Source organism: Clostridium beijerinckii HUN142, from assembly GCF_000621745.1.
GTDB classification, from domain to species: Bacteria; Bacillota; Clostridia; order Clostridiales; family Clostridiaceae; genus Clostridium; species Clostridium beijerinckii_A.
The window spans coordinates 155685-179016 of sequence record NZ_KK211338.1 but is presented as its reverse complement, the minus strand read 5'-3'; the positions used below and the strand labels follow the sequence as shown (position 1 = coordinate 179016).

Here is a 23332-nt window from a genome sequence, read left to right as displayed (position 1 = left end):
ATATTTTATAAGTTGATATAAATATTATTCCCTATCATCTTATAATTGTCACTATATTTTCCTTCAGTATTTTTTTATCTGGCTTAACACCATCTATATAACCAATACAAATAGAACCACAAACCTTATGTTTTTCTGAAATTCCTAAGCGTGTAAGTAACTTTCTTACATTTTCATCATTGTCAAACCATGTTAATTGATTTATCCAACATGCTCCAAGTTCCAAGTAATTTGCGGTTAAAAGCATATTTTCTATAGCACAAGCACTATCTGCCATTGCATTACTATAGTTAGACTCATTCGATACTATAATTAAGGTTGGAGCATTGTAATAAAAATTGTAGTTATCTTTCTTCGATGCAACTTTACCTGCTTTTTTACTTTTATAGGTATTTTCATCAACTTCAAGCTTTTCAAAAGCTTCTTTAATATATCCATTTAACTCTAGAAGAATTTCTTTATTTTGAACTACAGTAAATTGCCATGTTTGAGAGTTACCTCCACTTGGTGCATGTTTTGCTGAATCTAAAATTGTAAATAGTTCCTCATCTTTTATTTGTTCCTCTTTGTATTTTCTTATACTTCTTCTTGATTTTATATTTTCAATTACATTTTCCATATTAATCCTCCCTTTTAATAATTATATTCTAAGTCTAATTCAAATAAAATGCTAATCTTGGATATTAGAAAAGTTATTAAAACCTTGCAATCACTTTTCTTTGCCTATTTAATGATATCTAAAGATATAAATTAATAAATAACTTGCCATAACCTATGCCATATCAACTCTTTCTTTAATATTCTCTCCTCTTTTAGAATATAAAAGAAATAAACTTAACCCTAGTGCAACTACAAAGAAAATTGTAAAAAATCTGAAACTTGAATCTATAGACTTAACTAAATTCCCACTTATATTTACATTAGCAAAGCTTCCCAAACCTATAATTGCCTTAGAGACTACATCCGCAGGTATAATAACTTCTATTGTTAATATTGCCAATGTCTGACTTAATGCTTTACCAACATTCATTATAGTATAATGCATCCCTGATGCTGAACCAGATTGTTCTTTAGGCACTGCTGACAATACAGTTTTCGCTAACGACGGCCAAGCTAAGCCATTTGCTATTGATAATAATATTAGTGGTGTAACTATAGCTTTAACTGATAGCTCTCCCCCAAGATTTCCAAGAAAGAATATTCCTATAATAAGAAATACAATTCCAAATGTAAGAGTCTTTAATGATCCGATATTATCTACAAGTTTACCTGCAAACGGACCCAATATAAGCTGCGGTACAGATAGTGAAATCATCAATAGCCCCGACATAGTAGGACTCAAATGTAATGCACTTTGCAAATATATACTCAACAATAAAGGTAATGAAAAATATGCAATACAATAAAATAATGTAATTACAAGTCCAATTGAATAATTTCTGTACAAGAGCAGCTTGAAATTAAATAATGGATTTTCTACGCGTGATTCTGTGATTATAAATGCAACCCATAATAGAATTGTAACTATACATACTCCTAAAGTTTTATATGATACCCATCCTAATGATTGTCCTTCTGAAAGTACTATCATCGTTAATATTAGACCTAAACTAAATGTTAATATCCCAATCCAGTCATTTTTTTGATTAATATTAGGTTTGGTCTCTTCCATTACTAAAAATGCTCCAATTATGCAAAGAAGTACAAAAGGTACTGTAATAAAGAATATTGATCTCCAACCAAAGCTGCTAATTAAAACACCACCAGCTACTGGTCCAATTATTGCTCCAATAACCCATGAAGTAGCATTAATACTCAAAGCTAATCCAAGTTCACTACTAGGAAAAGTCTTGATTATAGTTGGAGTTGCAGTTGCCATAGCTAATGCTGCTCCACCTCCTTGAATTAACCTATATAAATTTAAAGCCAATCCGGAGTTTGCAATTCCACAAAGTATTGTACCGACTGCAAAAATTATAAGTCCCAACATGAAAATACGCTTTGTTCCAACTGTATCTGCCCATTTTCCAGCAGGTAATATTAAAACTGTACTTGCAATAATGTAACCAGTAATTATCCACAATCCAGTAGTTACTGAAATATTTAATCCTTCCATCATATTAGGCAAACCTATTATTACAATAGTAGAATCCAAATTTGTAATAAATGAAACTAATGTAACAACAAGTAAGATGCTCCATTTGTGTGATTTAAAATTTGTCATATAATCTCCTTATCTATAAATGGAATAAATTTTCGACTGCAAATAAAACCTTATATAGTTCATCCCATCGAAGCCATTTAATTTTGTTTTCTACATATAGTTTACAGGAGATAACACATCATGTAAAATGATTATATTAGATACTAAGATTCACTTTTTGTGATTTATATATTGGGGTGATAAAATGGAAAGTAACGAATTAAGAATTTTCAGAGCTGTTGCTCAAGCAGGCAGCATAACAAAGGCAGCAAAAGCTTTAGGCTATGTTCAATCTAATGTCACAGCTAGAATTCAGCAATTAGAATCTGATTTAAATACACAACTTTTTTATAGACAGCGAGGCATGATTTTAACTCCTACAGGCGAGAAATTGTTAGCTTATGCTGAAAAAATCATTTACTTACTAGACGAAGCTGATAAAGCCTTAAATGATTGTTGTGATCCTTCTGGAAGCTTATCAATTGGTGCTGTTCACACAGTGTCTTCCATACGTCTTCCTGAACTCTTAGCGCAATATCATAAAGCTTATCCAAAAGTTGATCTGTCCCTTATAACAAGTCAATCAGATGAACTTATTTATAAGATAAAGCACTTCCAGTTAGATGGTGCTTTTGTCAAAGCCCATTCCTTTAGTGATGAGAATATCTTAAGTGAACTTGTAGTTGAAGAAACCTTAGTGCTAATATCAAATCCTAAATATACTAATATAGAAGATCTATATTCCAAGCCATTTTTGATGAGTACAACTGGATGTCCTAATAGAATTCAACTTGAAAACTGGCTTAAATCTAAAGGGGTTTATAATATTAGATATATGGAATTTAATAATTCAAATTCTATTATTGAGGGTGTTATTGCTGATCTTGGTGCATCTTTTATACCGAAATCCACCATTAAAGATTATGAAGAAAATGGCCTACTAAAATCATTCTCGGTTCCTGATAAATACAATACTACAAAAACATTTTTTATACGGCGAAAGGATTCCTTAATGACTACATCTCTTTCAAAATTCATTGAAATGATCGAACTAAATACGCCATATAAAAGAATTTAAAATGTTAGGTAAATAAAATCCCCATGAAAAATTAGACTTTCGTGGGGAATAGTTAAAACTACTCCTTGACCTATAAATCTAATATCAAATTATATTGTTCTTTCGGATCTAAAACGACCACTCACTAAATACACTTTCGCCTTTACATAAAGGCTTTCTATCTCCTTCATAAAAACCAAATTCATCATCTTCTTCCTCATCAGTAACTTCAATATCCGTATTTTTCTTTATATTTTTCTTTGACTTCTTATTTTTATTCATTCCTAAAAGTATAGGGATATTATCCATCAGTCCGCCAGTAATTTTTCCTGTACCTATTATGTTTTTACTATCCCTTATTCCTGTATTTTCAATTTCTATATTATTCTTAGTATCAATGACATTCTCCATATTACACATATTGTTATCTTTTTGCTGCTGTTTTTCACTAATTTTATTACCAATTTCTTTTTCTTCACTATCATGATTTTGATCATAAGTCTTCCCAACAATTTTAGTCTCTTCACTTTTTAAATCACTCTCTTTTGGTTTTATTTTTTCTTTATTCTCATCAATATCCTTTGTTTTTACTTTAATATTTTGATGCTTTGCAAAATTCTTTACTTTATAAACATTTTCTTCGGTAACTTCAACCATTTCTAAGTCCTTAAATGTATCTAATGCCAATTTCACTTGACTTTCATCTCTATTAAATTCTATAGCTAAAGTCTTTAATGTATATGGAATGCTTTTTGACATATATAAATTACCATCTAGATTAACTCTCCCAGCTAAAATTACAATTCTGGTCCAGATATAATAAATAACATCTCTTTCTGGCATTCTATCTATTATTTTAAACTTTGTATCCTCATACATATCAACTCTAAATCTTACATATCTTCTCTCTTTCATCTTAATTGCTCCTCCTAAAAATTTTTATTTTTCTATTCTTTTCAATTAAGATATATGTCCCAATTCATAAAATAACAGAATATTTATAAATTTTTTTCTAAAACTTTCTATAAACTAAAACAACCCACGAAAATCAAAATGTTAGATTTTCGTGGGGGTTATGATGAAGGACAATTTATATACTCTAAAGTTCACTACGCCCTCCAAAGACAGTTACCTGTATAATGGTTTTAATTATATAGTTTTATAAAATTTCGCCAATGAATTATTTATGCTTAAATATATAAGTGGTATTATATTTAATTGAATTTGGCATTAATATTGTACTTGTACTCTATTTACATCTCTTAATAAAATTACTTTTACTTAATATTATTGGAGTTACAGGTTCCCCATAAAAATCTTCTACATCTCCAATTACTTTGCATTCAAATTTCATTAACATATTTAGAGTTGCATCTCTTGCTTCGATATAAATTTCGTCAGTATAAGAATTAAAAATTTCTTTTAATGAAGCTATGGCAAGCTTTTGACCAATTCCTATGCCTCTTAATCTTTTATCAACAGCAAATCTTCCCCAATGCCATTTATCTTTTTCTTTCCAGGCTGATACCACTCCAATGATATCTTCTCCGACTCTTGCACACCACCAAATTGGTTTTAAATACTCACTCACCGGAACCAATTCTTCTGGAATGCTTTGCTCATTAGTAAATACTTCTGTTGCTAATTTAATTGCTTCTTCCATATAATTCTCAGAAATTCTTTCTATTAATATTCTAGAATCATTCTTTTTAAGATTGTTTTTTAATGCAAGAACTCTAAATACTCTAAATGCTCCTACAATATTTTCTGTGTCCTCGCTATCTCCTAAATTTAAAATTTCATTGATAAATTTATTTGCTTCATAATCTCCATTATTTATGGCATCAATACCTGATGGAAGAATACAAATATCTTTCATTCTTTTATCAGCTTCAGATTTCTTTAGTTCCAAATAATTTTTATCCTCTAGATTATTAAGTATCCTACTTAGTGAGGCTTTATCAATACCTAAATTTATTAGTAATTCATTAAAAGGAGTTTTTCCATTTTGTTTTATGTAATTTAATATATGAGCTTGAGCTAGTGTCAATTCAGAATTTAAGCAATTGTGATTAAGTAATCCTAATTCTCTTACAATTAATCTTATCTCTTTTCTAATTATTTCTTCATTCCTCATATTCGCCCCCAAATTAATTGATATTATCAACAATTATATCTCATTTTCGTTTTTGTTACAAGTTAACTTTATAAATGAGTTTGAAATTTGGTTTATATTTATAAATAATACAGAATAAAAAGGAGTATAATTCATCATTTTTCAACGCTTATCATAAACACATAATCTTATATTTATATTTCTTTTTAACACTCCTATAAAAAAAGAACCCATGAAAATTCTAATTGGATATATTCCCTTTATAGAAACAGTTTCATTATTTTAACTGTCTATTATAAAAGGAGCATATCAATTTTAGATTTTCATGGGTTCTATGTTGAAGATTAAGCATAACCTCTAAATTTATCAATAAATCTCACCTGATTTTACCTATCAATATATTACGCAATTAACAACTTTATTTATAAAATATTAGCTGAAATCGGATTACCTTATAGCTTCTTTAATTGATCAGCTCTTCTTAAATGTAGATTTCACTGCTCGTTTTACCACATCAAGAAAACTTAATGAATAAACCATATGATTTGGATCAACATAATTTCTAACAGAACGAAGTACTTTCTTTGCTTCTTTAGAAGAAAAAGTATATGTTCCATTTTTCTTTGTTCGAATTGCATATCGTGGAATCCATTTTCCTTTAAATAATACAGATGCAATTACATAGTCAACCTCTTCCCAAGGGATTTGAATAAATTTACGATAATCACGAGAATTATAGAACTCAAAACCTTTGTCACCTATCATAATCTTGCCATAATTTGCAAGACCTGTAAAAGCTGTTGCTTCAATTGTTAGATCTACTTTTGTATTGAGTGATTGAACCATCTGCTCTACCTCTTTTCTACTTAAATATATGCACTTATATTTATTATATATTTTTTATATGTTTCTATCAATTATTCGAAAATCCATTAAACTTAACAGATATTTCACCAATTTAGCCGATACCTAGCATTCATAACTCTCCAACCCAAATCAAGTTTCACTTGATTTGTTAACAAAAGCCTAGGCTAAAAAGCCTAGGCTAAGTAAAAAAGTATTACATTAAACCAATCAAATGGAAAACAATACCAATTGCAAATAATCCAAGGATGATAACAATTGGAGATACTTTTTTCTTAAGTAACCACATACAAAGAAGTGTAATTAGCAACCCTGCAAGACCAGGAATTAATGAATCCAAGTTATTTTGTAATGTAGTAACCTTAGTATCAGTTAATGACATGCCAGATGATTGTTGTAATAAAGCTTGCTTAACACCCTCTGCTCCAGAAGGAAGTTTGCTCCAATCAATAAATGCACCATCACTTAATTTAACAGATGATACTATTGGTGAAAATTTAACAGATACCCATCTGTTAACTAATGACCCTAAAATGAACATACCAAGGATGGATGCTCCTTTTGTGATATCTTGCAACATATTACCTGATAAATCATCACTAATACGAGATCCTGCTTTGTAACCAAACTCTTGTGTATACCATGTAAATGCCATACGGATGATATTCCAAGCAAGGAAAAAGATAATTGGTCCAAGAATGTTACCACTCATAGCAAGTGAAGCACCTAATGCTCCTAAAATTGGTCTTACAGTAAACCAGAAAACTGGATCTCCAATACCAGCTAAAGGCCCCATCATACCAACTTTAACACCTTGAATAGTTACATCATCAATTGCCATACCATTTGCACGTTCTTCTTCTAACGCTAATGTTACACCAATAATTGGTGAAGCTACATATGGGTGAGTGTTAAAGAACTCTAAGTGACGTTCTAATGCCGCTGCCCTATCTTCTTTAGTCTTATATAATTTTTTGATTGCTGGAATCATTGCAAATGCCCAACCACCATTTTGCATTCTTTCATAGTTCCAAGAACCTTGAAGGAAAAATGAACGGAACCAAACAGAAATACGGTCTCTTTTACTTAATTTTAATTCTTTTGACATTTTCGTTTCCTCTCCCTTCTTAGTATCTATCAATTAGATCCCCTAAAGGATCACCAGTATTTGAACTTCCACCATTGCCTGAGCCACCTTGTTTGCTAAGTGCTAAATAAATAAGAGCTATAGCTACACCGATAGCGCCTAGTCCGATAAGTGTAATTTGTGAAATAGTTGCTAGTACAAATCCAATTGCAAAGAATGGCCATACTTCTTTTGTAGCCATCATATTGATTACCATTGCATAACCAACAGCTACCACCATTCCACCACCAACTGCTAAACCACCAGTTAACCAAGAAGGCATTGCAGCAAGTAATGAACTAATTGGACCAGCACCGATTGCTAATACTAGTGCTGCTGGAATCGCAATACGTATACCTTGCAAACAAATACCAGCGATTTGCCAAAATTCAATAGCTTTGATATTTCCTTCTTTAGCAGCAGCATCCATAAAATGTACAAATGCTGTAGCTATCGTACGACAAATAATTGTTAATAATAATCCTGCAACTGCTAAAGGAACAGCAATAGCAATTGCTGGAATAACTCCTGCTTCACCTTGACCTCCAAGAACTAGAATAATTGCAGATGCAACAGATGCAAGCGCTGCATCAGGTGCCACGGCAGCACCGATATTTGCCCAACCTAAGGCCATCATTTGAAGACTGCCACCTAATATTAAGCATGGTACTAAATGCCCTGTAACTAAGCCGATTAACGTACAAGCAATTAATGGTTGATGGAATTGAAATTCATCCAATATACCTTCTACACCAGCTAGAAATGCTATAAAAATGACTAATATAATTTGAACTATATTTAAAGTCATGGTTATTAATCCTCCTTTATCTCTAAATAATTAGATTATTTTAATTTTTTTAATTCATCTTGTGCTTTTTTAAGTATTTCGTTCATATTTGCTTTTGAATCATTTGGTACTTTACGCACATCAAAAGTAAGTCCAGCTTGTTTAAGCTTATTAAATATATCGATATCTTCTTGATTGAAAGCAAGCACTTTGCTTGGTTGAACCTTACCTGGAGAGTGAGCCATTGAACCAACATTGATTGTCTTTAGTGGTATTCCGCCTTCTACAGCTCTAAGCACATCTTTTGGATTTTCAAAAAGAAGCATTGCACGTTGGCCTCCAAAATGTTGGTCATCTTTTGCAAGTTTAATCATATGATCAACTGGAACAACATGAGCCTTAACCCCAGGAGGAGAAGCTTGCGTAATCAAATTCTTGCGAAGAGTATCTCTAGCTACATCATCTGACACCACAATAATTCGTGTAGGATTTACAGTTTTTGTCCAAGCAGTTGCTACTTGACCATGAAGTAAACGAGAATCAATACGAGCTAAAACATATTCGAATGATCCAGGTGTACCTGCATTAGATTGCCCTGCTCCCGCTCCTGAAGTTTTACCAGTATCTGCTGGTTCTAATTCTTCCGGCTTAACTTTAACTCCTTCTTTACCTGCATTTAAGATATAAGTTGCAATTTCATGAGCAGATTCCATTGAAAGACGTGCACCATAAGCTTCAATCAGCATTGGTAAATTCAAACCAGCTACGATTGCCCATTTATCTTTGTGTTCTTCAAATAGCATATTAGCTTGGTTGAATGGTGTACCGCCCCAAAGATCAACTAAGAATAAAACCTCATCTTGGTTGTCAAAGGATGCAATTGCGTCTTTCATTTTTGCTCTAAGATCATCAGGTCCTTCGCTAGGCATCAACGTAACAGCTTTTACGTTTTCTTGTTCTCCGAAAATCATCGCACCAGATTGCATGATGCCTTTAGCAAATTCTCCGTGACTAGCAAGAATAATTCCTACCATTTTTATACCTCCTATTTTTTATTTGTTACAAAAACAAAAGGCATAAGCATTAGAAAATAAAACAAGATTATATATTCGTATTTCGTCACAATTTTTGTACACTAAATTAAATCATAAAAAAAATATGATAATACCCTATAAAAACTGTACAAAATATGTGATATAACGAATAAATATTACTTCATTTTACTTCTCTATGCTTATGCCTGATCGAATCAGTAACATGCTAGATATTATTATTTTATAGTCCACTTAGGAATCTTAATTAGATACCCCACATCTGACTACGTTTTCATGATAACACGTTTTTTATCATTATGCAACATGTTTTTTAAAATTTTTTAACTTATTTTTATACAATAAGTTTTATACTATGATTTCACCCTTTTTATAAAAAAACACTCTCTACTCAAACTTAATTTATTTAGAAATTCCTTAACTATTTTAAAAACATCAAAAGAATAAACTGGAGTAATATTTTTAAATTAACATGTACACTATTTATATAAGGTAACAGAAGTCTAGATAGTAATTATTTATTTATATTCAAACTTTTTGTATTATTTTTGCTTATGCCAAATAGAAACCTGATTCCAGGAATTCTATAAACTACTTCGGATATAATAATTGTTACCACAAAAGACAATATCAATACAAATATATAGTTGAAAATTAATGGAAGTTTCAACTATATAGTAAGCAATAATATTCATAGGAAGGCGGTGGAATATATAAATCAAGAAACCTTTGCTACTTAAATATATTTAGTAAATCTATTAGAATAGTTAAAATAATTTTTAAAGTTTCCAATGGCTATAAACATGCATTAAAAAATAAAAAACCCATCAAAATCCAATTTTTAGATTTTCTGGGTTTCATGGTGGAGGCGAAGCGTGACTTTTGAAATCCACTATTCTCTATCTTATTATTTCCGATTTAAAAATTCATATAGTCACGTTTTAAGTATAGTGAAATTCGACTTTCATATGATTTATTAATATTAGGTTAATGTTACCAATTTCAATTTTGCAAACTATATTTACTATAATTTAAATAACATCAATGCTTTCACATAATTAGTTTTAATTAATATTTCAATCTGAACACCAAACATTTGCTTTTAATTCTACAAATCAGCTATAGATACTTTCCCAAAGACTGACTCCCAATCTGTAGCAAAATCATCAACAGCTTTTTGGATGACTGGCATTTTTAATGCATCAAATAAGATTTCGGGTGCCATTGTTGCGGTTTGTGCTCCAGCAGCGTACGAATCATTAACTTGACCTATATTTTTAAAGCTTGCCGCAAGTATTTTGGTTGGGTAGTTATATTTTTCAATCATATCCGCAAAAGCTTTTATAACTTCGCGTGGGTTAATATTCATATTTTCCATACGATTAAAATATGGGGCAATAAAATCTGCACCTGCTTCCATAGCTAACATTCCTTGAGCAGTTGTATAAATTGCTGTAGCAGTTATAGAAACTCCTTGTGCTTTAAGTATTTTAATTGCTTTTAATCCTTCTGCATTAACTGGAATCTTAATACATACTTTATTATCAACATTTTCTAAAATAGCTTTTGCTTCTCTTAATATTCCTTCACAATCCTCAGCAACAACTTGAATATGAAGTGTTTTATCCATTCCTATTATTTCACGAATCTTTTTGAAATGATTGAAGAAATCAATTTCCCCTTCTTTTTTTAGTATACTTGGGTTACTTGTAACACCTGTTATAGGAAAAATTTCATTACATTCTTTAATTACTTCAATATTAGCTGTATCTAACATATACTCCATTTTAACTCTCTCCTTTTCAAACACATACATTCGCCAGGAATATTTCCCAAAAACAGTTTTATCTTGTTCTTAATGTTTAAAATTAAGTTTCTTCTATGGAAAATATTTACCTTGAGAAATATCTTAGTGTAAAATTTGTCTCAGCTTTACAAAAAGTATTCAGCTTATAAAACCAGTTCTGTTCTTTCAATTATATCATCTTGAGTTTGCTTAGAAAGTACATTAAAGAATGCGCTATATCCTGCAACTCTAACAATTAAATCTCTATATTTTTCCGGATTCTTTTGTGCATCAAGAAGGGTATCTCTAGATACTACATTATATTGTACATGAAATCCCTCTAATCGATTAAAGAACGTTCTAATTAATAAAATTAGCTTCATTCTATCCTCTTCTTTAGATAACATTTGTGGCGTTACTTTTTGATTTAATAATACTCCACCTGTGATATCATGTGTTGGTAATTTAGAAACTGATTTAAATATTGCTGTAGGACCGTTTTTATCCATAGCATGAGATGGTGAACAGCCTTCTGCTAAAGGCTCTCCAGCTTTTCTTCCATCTGGAGTTGCTAAAGTTCCTGCTCCTTGTGGTACATTAGCTGAAATTGAAGAAGTTCCAGCATAATAGCATCCTCCAATTGGTCCTCTACCATATCTAGTATTTTTATGTTTCTTTATCTCATCAATATAGATTTCATAAGCCTCTCTTAATAATAAATCTATATAATCATCATCATTTCCATACTTAGGAGCGTCGTTAATTAATATATCTTGAATCTTTTTACCCTTTTCGCCTTCAAAATTATCAAGCAGTTCATTCCATAATTCAGCTGGGGTAAAACTTTTATCTTCAAATACGCATTTTTTAATTGCTGCAAGAGAATCTCCAAGGTTCGCAATACCTACTTGTAGATCACTAATAAAATCATATACTGCTCCACCTTCTTTTAGGTTCAAACCTCTTTCAATACAATCATCAGTTAAAGCTGAGCATAATATATCTGCTGTAACTTCTTCTATTGCTAAATCTGCGCAACTATCAATTATTACGCTATGTCTTGTAAATTCACGAATTATCTTATCCCAAGCTTTCATAACTTCATCAAAGGTCGTCATATCCTTAAAGTGGCCTACACCATCACAAAGCTTAGTTCCTGACTGCAAATCTACTCCATCATTTAAAGCTATTAGTAATGATTTAGGGAAATTTAAAAAGCTCATTCCAGTACATCTATAACCCCACTTACCCGGAACCGCAACTTCTACACATCCAATTGCACTATAGTTATAAGCATCTTTTTCATCTACACCTTTTTCTATAAATGATGGAATAATAACTTCATCACTATTAAAGGCTGGCATTCCAAAACCTAATCTTACTACTTCAATACATTCTTTCATAAAATCATCAGATAATCCTCTATGGTAACGTACTGTTAAGTTAGGTTGTGGTAATTTTGTCTCAGCAACACTCTTTAGAATCAAGTAGCTTAATGGATTTACTGCATCTTTTTTATCTACAGTCTGTCCTCCAACTGTGACATTTTGATATAGCGGACTACCTGCACTAAAACGCGTATGTGACCAGCTTCTTATCTTATTTATTGTAAAGGTCTTAAGCCACAAGTTTGTTAATAATTCAGTAGCACTATCTTCAGTAATCTTTCCAAGTTTTAAATCTTTTTCATAGAAAGGATTTAAATATTGATCCATTCTTCCATATGAAAGTGAATGTCCATTTGATTCAATTTGCAAAACTAAGTGAATTATCCATAAGGATTGAACTGCTTCCTTGAAAGTTTCTGCTGGATAATATGGAACCTTATTCAATATTCTTGACATTTCAAGTAATTCTTCTTTTCTACTTACATCAGATTCTTTTTCTGCTAATTCTAATGCTAAATCTGCATAACGTTTTGCAAAAGCTGTTACCGCATCAAGTACTATTAAAATTGCTCTATAAAAATAAGACCTATTTAAATTCCTATAATCTGTAAGATCCAATCCCTTTAATTTCTTTTCTGTTCTTTCTTTATAATTTATTAATCCAAGGTTTAATACAGTTTCATAATTTACCGCTATATGAGCATCCCCTGAAGTAATATTACCTTCTGCTTTTATAATACCTAAATCATAAAAAACTCTACTTTCAGCAGGCATCCCTGCAAGACCTCTGTCTTTTAAAGTTTTATGCTCCCAAAAAGGTGCTATTTCTCTTAAAACTTTCTTACTTTCTTCAGTAATGTAAAATATATCACCTGCACGTTTTTCAAATTCATCAAGTTCATCTATAACCCAATCCATTGCATATTCAGGAAAAATAGGAGCTGAGCGATTTGATTCTGCTTGATTTCCTGCAATTATTGAGTTATCTTCAATAAATATACTCATATTTTTTAGTATATTTTCTAAGCATAATGCTCTACGTAATACCATTGGCTTATCAGCGTGTTCTTTGTAACTTTCCGTAGTAAGTTTAGCTCTTTCTACACTCACCATAGATTTTGCATTTAATAATTCCTCTCTGAAATTATGCATTCTATCTGTCAATTCTCCAAAATGATTCATAAATATTCTCCCTTCATTTCAAGTACTTATTTCCCATTTTCATTTGAAACTATTTTATTTTCTTTCATAACTCAATTATATATCAACAATATCCTTTGTCAATATTTTTGTTTCATTTGAAACCTATATGATTATTTTCGAAATGAATTACAAATTTTTATTAATTAAAACATAAAAAATACATAGATTATAATTTTTACTCATTGAAGTAAATACTATACCTATGTATCTTATAATTTCCTATACTACGATTGATTCATATAAACCATATTAACTTACACTTACCATTTGAACATCCACTTTTTCCTTCTTTAAACTTTCTAAAACATCTTCCGTAATATTAGTATCTGTAAATAAATAGCTTATTTCTTCTGCCCTAAATTGAGCTACTACTCCACGCTCAGAGAACTTTGATGATTCTGTTAATATTATAATTTTATTAGAACTTTCAGCCATGGCTTTTACCGTTTCTGTACGCATTAAGTTTTTTCCTGTAAACCCTATTTTAGAATTATAACCATCAGTCCCAATAAACAATTTATCTACAAAAAAATCTTTCACACATTTTCTTGTAAGAGGGCCTACTGATACCTGAGATTCTGGCTGGTAATCTCCCCCAAGTAACACTACTTTCGCATTTCCTTCTCTAATATAGTTTGCAATAAATGTAGAGTTGGTGATCACAGTTATATCCCTTTTGTTATATGCAAGTTCTTCTGCAAGTAAGGCACAAGACGATCCTGATTCGATCATAACTGTTTCACCATCATTTACAAGTTTACTTGCCAATTGTGCTATTTTTCTTTTTATATCATAATTAAAAGCTAACCTACTGTTAATATCATCACTTGAAGTCATAACAGCATATCCATGTTCACGCTTCAATAATCCTTTTTCTTCTAATGCACCAAGATCTTTACGTATAGTCACTTGAGATACATTTAAAAGCTCTGATAATTTACTGACTTCTATACGCTTGTTTTCATTGACAATTTCAAGAAGCTTTGTATACCTACTTGTCATAGAAACTCCTCCTTCTCTTAGGTATATTCAAAAAAATAACTAGTCTATATACCTAAATCCAATGGTAATTATATCATAAACTACTTACAAAATGAACTATTTATATTTCGAATAAAAGCAACTCCGCTTATTATTGATTATATACTACTTCAAATAATATTAAACATCAAATTATTATTCTTATGAAATCAACACTTATTTCAAACGAAACTTTTTTTATTTACACTTATATTTTTTCATGTTAACATTGAATCATCAATTGAAACTTAAATTATTCCGGTTCAATCATAATACTAATCTTGCTTTTACTATATGGGGGTGTTTTTATGAAAGATATAAAGGCTTGCATTTTCAATATTCAAAAATACAGCATACACGATGGTCCTGGAATCAGAACTGTAGTTTTTTTCAAGGGCTGCCCCTTAAGTTGCCTATGGTGTTCAAATCCAGAATCTCAAGATAGTAAGATACAAATCATATGTGATAAAACTAAGTGCACACAATGTCTTCATTGTATAGACGTTTGTAAAAATAATGCTATTTCCTTAAATGATAATCATATAAAAATTGATTCTAACAACTGTATTTCTTGTTTTGCTTGTAAAAATTCCTGTCCTCATAAAGCTCTTTCAGCAGAAGGTGAATTTTTAACCCTTTCTCATGTTATGAATGAAGTTATGAAAGATGAAATGTTTTATGAAGAATCAAATGGTGGCGTTACTTTATCTGGTGGCGAAGTATTAATGCATCATGAATTTGCATCACAGCTTTTAAAGGTTTTAAAAGAAAAAAATATACACACAGCAATTGAAACTACGGGCTATACTTCAAATGAAATATTCTCAAGTTTTATAGATAATGTAGATTTATTATTATTTGATATAAAACACTATGATAGAGAAAAGCATTTTAAAGTAACAAATGTTTATAATGATTTAATTATTGAAAATTTGAAAATTGCTATAGATAACGATAAAGATGTCATTATTCGTATTCCTGTCATTCCAAACATAAACTCTAGCTTAGAAGATGCTAAAGAATTTTGTAAATTACTTGAGTCCGTTAATGCTAAGAAAGTAAACTTACTTCCATTTCATCAATTTGGTCAGAAAAAATACGAACTCCTGAACAAACCATATACTTTCCAAAATACGCAACAACTTCATGAAGAAGATCTATTAGAGTATAAAAATATATTCGTTGAAAACGGATTTGATTGTTATTTTTAAGAAGCAAAAGGGAGAATACTATCAATATTTTTAATTAAAGTCCTACATCATTTGTATATAGTTCATCTTTGCTAATTCTAAAATACTTTTCTATTGCTACTTTTTAATATATTTTTATAGTAATGTCTTTCTCTAAATGTCTATAAACTGAAATAACCCGCGAAAATCTAACAATTTGATTTTCGTGGGGTTCATTTTAGAGGCGAATCATAACCTTTTAAATCCACCACTTTATATAATTATATCAATACATAAATACATATTTTATTACTTTCACATTCTGCCCATATCTTGCCTCCATGTAGCTCTACAATACTTTTAGCGATTGAAAGTCCAATCCCTGAGCCTCCAGTTCGATTATTTCTTGATTCATCGGTTCTATAAAACATATCAAAAATTTTATTAAGTTCATCTTCTTTTATAGGCTTACCTTCATTTTCAATGCTTACCATTGCTCTATTTTCAGTTTTAAGAATCTTTATATTTATGTCACTTTTCTTATTACTGTACCTTATAGCATTAGAAATTATATTTTCAAAGACTCTTACCATCTTTGCTGGATCTACATTTACATTTAAATCTTCATTTGGTGCTTCAAATAAAATATTCAAATCATTTTGGTTACATACAGCTATCATTCCCTCTACAACTTGTCTCATAAGCTCATTTAATGAAATATCCATCTTTTCAAGTTTAATATTGCAAGATGTAAGTTTTGTGTATTCAAAAAGATCATTTATTAACTCTTCTAACCTATTCGACTTATTATCAATTATATCAATATACTTGCTTATGTCATCTTTTACTTTATAATTCTCTTTTATCAATTTTATGTAACCAATAATTGATGTTAATGGTGTTCTTAAATCATGGGATACACTTACTATAAGTCTGTCTTTATTTTTTTCAATCTTCTTTTCTTTCTCTTTTAAATTCATTAGTTCTTCAGCCATATAATTTATATTTTTTCCGAGAATAGCTAGCTCATCTCTTCCCTTCACTTTAACTCTATAATTTAAATTTCCTTTTGATATTTCTACAAGTCCTTTTGACAGACTATTTATATACTTTACCTTTCCATAACTTAATAATGAGAATAAAGCTACAAATATTAATATTGCTAAAGGAAAAAGGGTTGAAGCTGAAATATCTCCTTTGTATAAAACATCTGAAACTACAATATATCTATCTTCCCCCAAGGATTTTATATCATAGTACATTATGTTATTTTTATCAAAGTTAGATTTGTATTGCTCACTTAAGATTTTATTTATATCAAACTGCTTTACACCACCATTTTCAGGACTAAATAGCACTTTTCCTTGTTTATCAACTATAAATACTTTGTATTTAATTATATCTCTACTTACAATCTCTTGAAGTTTTTCATCATTATTTATGCTTTCATGTATTTCTTTATATATTTCCTTACAACTATGAGTAAAATTCCTTATTTGATTTGAATAATCTGTTTGCTCATCTCTCCAACTATCATTTATAACAAGAGTAATTACTATACTTAAAATTAAGGATACTAAAAAGATAACAAGAAATGTAAACCTAATTCCCCCCAAATTTTTACCCTTCAATTTTATACCCAACTCCCCATACAGTTTTTATATACTTAGGATTTTTTACATTATCCCCAAGCTTTTCTCTTATATTTTTTATATGAGTCATAATCGTAGAATCCGATTCATAAAACTCTTCATTCCATACACTTTCATATATCTTTCTACTGCTAAACACCACATTTTTATTTTCTGCCAACAATTTTAGTATCTCAAATTCCTTACCTGTAAACTTTATTTCCTTATCTCCTATTGTAACTCGATGCGTATCTGAATTAATTGCCAAATCATCAATTACTATTTCATCATTTTTAGGCAGTGTAGTAGTCTTAAGGTATCTTCTTAGTTGAGCTTTTACTCTTACAACAAGTTCTAAAGGATTAAACGGCTTGGCTATATAATCATCAGCACCAGTAATTATACCTAAAATTTTATCATTATCTTCTCTCTTTGCTGACAGCATTATAATAGGAACATCTAAGTATTCTCTTATGTTTCTGCAAACTTGTATTCCATCAATATTGGGCAGCATAATATCAAGAACGATAAGATGAATTGTATTTTTCTTTGCTATATCCAGTGCTCTAAGTCCATCTTCTGCTGTAATTACATTATATCCTTCATTTTTTAAATAGATTTCTATAAGCTCCCTAATTTCCTTTTCATCATCAACTACTAATATGGTGGGGTTTAGCACTTAGAATTCCTCCTTTAGTATCTAAATTAAAATAGCAAATCAATATTACAATCTTAATTATAGATACCGACCTGCTATCTTTCTAATGTATTTAATATTGTGAATATATAATTATTGGAATCATCATTAAGGTTGATATAATACTATCTCTTACCTTAAGCTTGTCCTTTCTTGTTGTTAAAAGTGTTATACCTTCACATATACAAATCACTGTAATAAAAATTATTATAGGATTTAAAGTTTTATTTCCTATTATAATAATACTACTAACTGCTACAGCCATAAACCCTATTAATACATAAAGCACTAGTTTAAAGAATTTCTTAATAGCAGCTATAACAATGTTCTTTTTACTTTTAAATGAAGCTTTCATAACAAATAAGTAATAAGTTATGAAAAAAATTACAAACCACATCATAGTTCTTGATATTAAATGTTTAAGGTTAGCTATAAATATAGTAGAAAAACTCTTTTCAAATTTACTTTCATTCACAGTACTTGTTACCTTTTCAATCTGCTCTTTGCTAATGCTATTTTTTAATATTTCTATGGCTTTATAGCTTACCCCTTCAATATGTGAGATTTCATCAGCATTTTTAAATCCATTATTTTTATCTCTATATGCAATTATTCCTTCTGCATCACTTTTACTTATACCCTTTAGTTTGAGTAAATCTTCTTTTTCGCAGGTATTTATATTAAATATATAATATGGAAACTTAAGACCTCTAAATTGATCAAAAATAATATTGCTATGTTCCCCTTCACTAATACACCATATTTCTGGAGCACATTCTTCAGTAAAATCATGACCTGTACTATCTTTAAATATCTGTAATATCCTCTCCTTTTCCTTAGGATATTCCTTTATATATCCACTAACAAATTCTATCAATTGTGGTTTACTATCCTTATTTAAATACTTATTGAAAACATTAAAAACCTTATAATATCTTTCATTTAGCTCTCCAGTATCAGTTGTTATAAGCTTAATAAAGAAATTAGAAACAACTATTTCCGTAGATAAACTCTGCTCTAAACTTTTCATCTTAGTCTTATCTTGATGAAGTCCCATATTTCTATATAAAATTGATTTCTCAGGATCCATAAAATCATAACTTAAATTTTTATATTTACCCTCTCCATTTAACCCAAGTTCATGCCTCTTTAAATTTTCATACTTTTGCTGCCAAAATCGTGATACTTCTCTATAATAATCTAATCTTAAGGGCAATGTAAAATCTCTAGATCCACTATTTACTACAGATTTAGTACTATTCTTTGTTCTTTCTATATCTTCATAGATTCCATTTTTAATTTCATTATTTTCTTCATACATTCGTGAAATAACTTCAAAATGCTCTCCAAACCCTTCACTAAACGCAGTGCTATATTCTGTTTGTATATTTGAATAATGCATATCTACTACATTTTGATTCATATTCTTATTATTGGATGTAGTAATTTGCTGCAGAACATGTCCCATTTCATGAGGCAAAATTTGTGTTATTGATTCAAGGTCATTGTACCTTTCCAATTGCTCACTAGAAAGTTCAATATAAGGTGATTTTGTCTTATCATAAAGATGTCCATTCTTTTTTAGATAAAAACCAATCCTTCCATAGCATCCTGAGTTTTCTCTAAAGGCAAAATATATATCATTACTTTCTAAATTAGAATATTGCAAAGCCTGCCCATAAAGTTCAACTGATTTCTTTATAAAAGATTTGTTGTAAATATCCATAAATAATTTATCGTCATCCATAGGTTCATAAACTGGAAATCCATCCTTAGTTTCATCTGTTCCTTTAAGTACTATTACATTTGGTGTTTCTGTTATTATTTCTTTTGCTGACACATCTTCTTCTATCGCAAAAGACATTATGCATAAAGCAAAAATTAACAAAAAAATATACTTCTTCATAATTCGCTCCTTTAGTTTTATTGATATAAAATATATAATCTTAATTAAATGCTTCCTTTATCTTCTTTAGGTACATTCAAATTGTATTTCTTAGTTTAATTGTAAAATGTATATATCAGAAAAATATGGAGCAAATCTGAAGAATTTCTGAAGAAAAATTATCACAGCAATTATAAATATCAAATTCTTTTATAAATTTCTGCAAACTAAAATAACCCAAGACAATACTAATAAATATTGTCTTGGGTTTTATAGTTGCAGTGCAGCGTAGATTTTAAACTCCACTAACATTCTAAGAAAGATTACAAAAGAATGTGTCATAAGTAATTATCTGTGTTTCAGAAGATAACAGTGGCACGACCCTAGATAAGTTCAAATAACCTTCAGTGGGAGATTTACCCTCAAGGGGCACCTAGAAAACTCCCTCTGAAGCTAAGTTTCACTTTATATTAAACAATCACCGTTTGTTTCTATTACTTTTTTATACCAATAAAAAGATTTTTTTCTTTTTCTCTCTAAAGTTCCAGTTCCATCATCTTGTTTATCTACATATACAAATCCATATCTTTTACTCATCTCTCCAGTGGATGCTGAAACTAAATCGATACATCCCCAAGATGTATATCCTAATAGTTCAACTCCATCCTCCATGGCTTCTTTCATTTCCATGATATGCTGTCTAAGATAATCAATTCTATAATCATCGTTTATTGAGCCATCCTCTTCAATTGTATCTTTAGCACCTAGTCCATTTTCTACTATAAATAAAGGTTTTTCATATCTATCATATAGAGTATTCATAGTTATTCTAAGACCTAATGGATCAATGGCCCATCCCCATTCACTAACTTCTAAATGAGGATTTTTTATAGATTTAACAACATTAGCTTCGGTTTGATTTTCCATATCCTTAGATGCACATCTAGAAGCATAATAACTAAAAGATATAAAGTCTACTGTATTTTTTAATATATCCAAATCATTTTCTTCCATTACAATACTAACTTCTTTTTCCGCAAATACCCTCCTTGAATATGATGGATACTTACCTCTAGCTTGTACGTCTATGAAAAATAAATTTTCTCTATCCTTTGTATGAGCCATCCATACATCTCTTGGATCACATGAATACGGATAAAAATCTCCTCCTGCAAGCATACATCCAACTTTATTTTCTGGATTTTGTTCATGAGCTATTTTAGTTACTAAGGCACTTGCTACTAACATATGATGCGCTGCCTGATACTTAACCTGATCCTTATTTTCACCTTCCTTGAAATATATACCAGCCCCCGAAAAAGGACTATGTATCAATATATTTATTTCATTAAATGTCAGCCAGTATTTAACCAAGCCATCAAATTCTTTAAAGCAGCATCTTGCATAATTTTCAAAAAATGATATCATTTTTCTGCTCTTCCATGATCCATATTTATTAACCAGTTCCATTGGAACATCAAAGTGACATAATGTCACTAATGGTTCCATATTATATTTTTTACATTCTAAAAATAAATCTTTGTAAAATTTAATTCCTGCTGCATTAGGTGTGCTATCATCTCCATTAGGGAAGATTCTTGTCCATGCGATTGAAGTTCTAAAAACTTTGAATCCCATTTCAGCCATCAGAGCAATATCTTCTTTATAATGATGATAAAAATCAATTGCCTCATGACTTGGATAAAATTCACTATCTTTCAAAGTCAAATCTTCTTCTAGCCCTAATTTTACTTTCATTCTGTTTATTCCATGTGGTATAACATCTACAGTGCTTAAACCTTTTCCATCTTCTCTATAAGCACCTTCAGCCTGATTTGCTGCAATAGCTCCGCCCCACAGAAATTCTTCTGGGAAACTGTATTTACTCATTGTCTGCCCCCATTATTTCAATATTATCTTCTGCTGGAATATCTTCAAATCCAAATATTAGAGTTAATACGAAAGATAATACAACTGCCAATATCATTATTCCAATTATCCAAATAAGGCTTGATGGATTTTGTGGATCAAAAAACTGAACACTTGTGAACAAACCTGGTGCAGCCATAGATCTACTTGCGAGTCCTGCTATCCCTGCTACGGCACCACATACACCACCTGAAATTAATGATGCTATCAAAGGCTTTTTAAATCTTAATGCTACTCCATACAATGCTGGTTCTGTGATTCCTGCAATGATTGCAGAAGAAGCCGCTGCAATTGCAGTTTGTCTTAACTCTCTATTTTTAGTTTTGAAAGCAACAGCTAAAGCTGCTCCTCCTAATGAAAGGTTCGCACCTATTTCCGAAGGCATTACCATTCCTTCCATGCCTGTTTCTGCTATAGTTGTTAATATAGTTGGAGTAAATACTCTATGCATACCAGTCATAACAAGTAGTGGCCATAAAGCTCCCATTATTGCTACTGATACCCATCCTAATTTGCTGTGAATAAAATAAACTAAACCTGATATTGCTGTACCAATCCATATACCGAAAGGTCCTATCAATCCAATTGCTATTGGTGCTGCAATCAATACTATAATCGCTGGTTTTAAGAAATTTTTAGTTACTTCTGGTGTTATCTTATCTACAAATCTTTCAATATATGATAATATCCAAGTCATACAAAGTGCTGGTATTACAGTATACGTATACTTAACGGATGCAATAGGAATAAACGCTAAAGTTACAGCCTTACCTTCTGATGCGCTTACCATTAGTTTCATAAAATCTGGATGTACCATAAGTCCTGCTATTGCAATAGCTAAATAAGTATTAGTTTTAAATTTCTTAGATGCTGATACTGCCACCATAATTGGAAGGAAATAAAACGCTGCATCTCCCATAGCATTCAGTAAGGTATATGTAGTACTGTCTGCTGGTAGTACTTTTAACATAGATAACATCATTACTACTAACTTTACCATTGAACCACCAATAATTGCTGGTATTAATGGTGACATTGTACTTACTAATGCATCCAATATATTAGTTCCAACTTTTTTGATAGTTAGCTTTTCTTTTTTTATTCCTTTTGCAATGTCACTTTGATCTCCAAAGTTTCCTAATTTTAAAACTTCCTTATAAACATAAGATACATTATTTCCAATAATAACTTGATGTTGTCCACCTTGGTTCACATATCCCATTACTCCATTAATCTTTTTAATCTCATCTACATTTACTTTTGAGTCGTCCTTTAAACAAACTCTTAAACGAGTCATACAATGAGTTACACTTTCAATATTTGAGATACCGCCCAAATTTTTTGCAATCGTTTTCGCAATTAATTCATAATCCTTTGCCATTTTATTACCTCACTTATATTTATTATTTTCGAATAGCT

General features: G+C 30.4%; 18 protein-coding genes. 2 read left to right on the top strand and 16 right to left on the bottom strand.

Translation table 11 applies throughout. The features are described 5' to 3' along the window. Window positions 1–34 precede the first annotated feature (34 nt). Window positions 35–619: a nitroreductase family protein gene (locus tag T483_RS0126125; protein ID WP_026889489.1), complete on the bottom strand. Its 585-nt coding sequence runs from the start codon at window positions 617–619 to the stop codon at window positions 35–37. 153 nt (window positions 620–772) lie between these two features. Further along, complete coding sequence (locus tag T483_RS0126120) at window positions 773–2224, bottom strand: DHA2 family efflux MFS transporter permease subunit (RefSeq protein ID WP_026889488.1); 1452 nt, start codon at window positions 2222–2224, stop codon at window positions 773–775. A 184-nt stretch (window positions 2225–2408) separates the two neighbouring features. Between T483_RS0126120 and T483_RS0126115 the strand changes: the two genes are divergently transcribed. Next, on the top strand, window positions 2409–3281 hold the full coding sequence (locus T483_RS0126115) for a LysR family transcriptional regulator (RefSeq protein WP_026889487.1): 873 nt from the start codon (window positions 2409–2411) through the stop codon (window positions 3279–3281). Window positions 3282–3389: 108 nt separating this feature from the next. Here T483_RS0126115 and T483_RS0126110 read toward each other — a convergent pair whose 3' ends face one another. The 9 genes from T483_RS0126110 to T483_RS0126070 form a co-directional block, all read right to left on the bottom strand. Next, window positions 3390–4175 carry a phage replisome organizer N-terminal domain-containing protein gene (locus T483_RS0126110; RefSeq protein WP_026889486.1) on the bottom strand — a complete coding sequence of 262 codons (786 nt, stop codon included), beginning with the start codon at window positions 4173–4175 and terminating at the stop codon, window positions 3390–3392. A gap of 334 nt (window positions 4176–4509) precedes the next feature. Further along, window positions 4510–5397, bottom strand: coding sequence for a bifunctional helix-turn-helix transcriptional regulator/GNAT family N-acetyltransferase (locus T483_RS0126105; RefSeq protein WP_026889485.1), 888 nt, complete (start codon window positions 5395–5397; stop codon window positions 4510–4512). A 450-nt stretch (window positions 5398–5847) separates the two neighbouring features. Next, window positions 5848–6222 (bottom strand): DUF956 family protein, encoded by a 375-nt coding sequence (locus tag T483_RS0126100; protein ID WP_026889484.1) that lies wholly within the window; start codon window positions 6220–6222, stop codon window positions 5848–5850. Between the two features lie 214 nt (window positions 6223–6436). Next, window positions 6437–7348: a PTS system mannose/fructose/sorbose family transporter subunit IID gene (locus T483_RS0126095; protein ID WP_026889483.1), complete on the bottom strand. Its 912-nt coding sequence runs from the start codon at window positions 7346–7348 to the stop codon at window positions 6437–6439. A 19-nt stretch (window positions 7349–7367) separates the two neighbouring features. Continuing rightward, on the bottom strand, window positions 7368–8174 hold the full coding sequence (locus T483_RS0126090) for a PTS mannose/fructose/sorbose transporter subunit IIC (protein ID WP_026889482.1): 807 nt from the start codon (window positions 8172–8174) through the stop codon (window positions 7368–7370). A gap of 35 nt (window positions 8175–8209) precedes the next feature. Beyond that, entirely contained in the window at window positions 8210–9187 is a 978-nt protein-coding gene (locus T483_RS0126085; protein WP_026889481.1) for a mannose/fructose/sorbose PTS transporter subunit IIA, read from the bottom strand. Window positions 9188–10313: 1126 nt separating this feature from the next. Beyond that, the gene (locus T483_RS0126080) at window positions 10314–10991 is read right to left on the bottom strand and encodes a fructose-6-phosphate aldolase (protein ID WP_026889480.1); all 678 of its coding nucleotides are present in this window, start codon (window positions 10989–10991) and stop codon (window positions 10314–10316) included. Window positions 10992–11155: 164 nt separating this feature from the next. Next, entirely contained in the window at window positions 11156–13561 is a 2406-nt protein-coding gene (locus tag T483_RS0126075) for a glycyl radical protein (protein WP_026889479.1), read from the bottom strand. Between the two features lie 270 nt (window positions 13562–13831). Continuing rightward, complete coding sequence (locus T483_RS0126070) at window positions 13832–14584, bottom strand: DeoR/GlpR family DNA-binding transcription regulator (RefSeq protein ID WP_026889478.1); 753 nt, start codon at window positions 14582–14584, stop codon at window positions 13832–13834. 326 nt (window positions 14585–14910) lie between these two features. On the opposite strand from T483_RS0126070, the gene T483_RS0126065 reads away from it, so the two are divergent. Continuing rightward, window positions 14911–15813, top strand: coding sequence for a glycyl-radical enzyme activating protein (locus T483_RS0126065; RefSeq protein WP_026889477.1), 903 nt, complete (start codon window positions 14911–14913; stop codon window positions 15811–15813). Between the two features lie 239 nt (window positions 15814–16052). On the opposite strand, the gene T483_RS29840 is transcribed toward T483_RS0126065, so the two are convergent. From T483_RS29840 to ascF, 5 genes are all read right to left on the bottom strand, one after another. Continuing rightward, entirely contained in the window at window positions 16053–17402 is a 1350-nt protein-coding gene (locus T483_RS29840; protein ID WP_051560569.1) for a sensor histidine kinase, read from the bottom strand. After that, window positions 17392–18081: a response regulator transcription factor gene (locus T483_RS0126055; RefSeq protein ID WP_026889476.1), complete on the bottom strand. Its 690-nt coding sequence runs from the start codon at window positions 18079–18081 to the stop codon at window positions 17392–17394. The genes T483_RS29840 and T483_RS0126055 overlap by 11 nt, the downstream gene beginning before the upstream one ends. Window positions 18082–18172: 91 nt before the next feature. Next, the gene (locus T483_RS0126050; RefSeq protein WP_026889475.1) at window positions 18173–20005 is read right to left on the bottom strand and encodes a helix-hairpin-helix domain-containing protein; all 1833 of its coding nucleotides are present in this window, start codon (window positions 20003–20005) and stop codon (window positions 18173–18175) included. Between the two features lie 444 nt (window positions 20006–20449). Continuing rightward, window positions 20450–21874 (bottom strand): 6-phospho-beta-glucosidase, encoded by a 1425-nt coding sequence (gene ascB / locus T483_RS0126045; RefSeq protein ID WP_026889474.1) that lies wholly within the window; start codon window positions 21872–21874, stop codon window positions 20450–20452. Further along, complete coding sequence (gene ascF, locus T483_RS0126040; protein ID WP_026889473.1) at window positions 21867–23294, bottom strand: PTS cellobiose/arbutin/salicin transporter subunit IIBC; 1428 nt, start codon at window positions 23292–23294, stop codon at window positions 21867–21869. The genes ascB and ascF overlap by 8 nt, the downstream gene beginning before the upstream one ends. Between the last annotated feature and the right edge of the window lie 38 nt (window positions 23295–23332).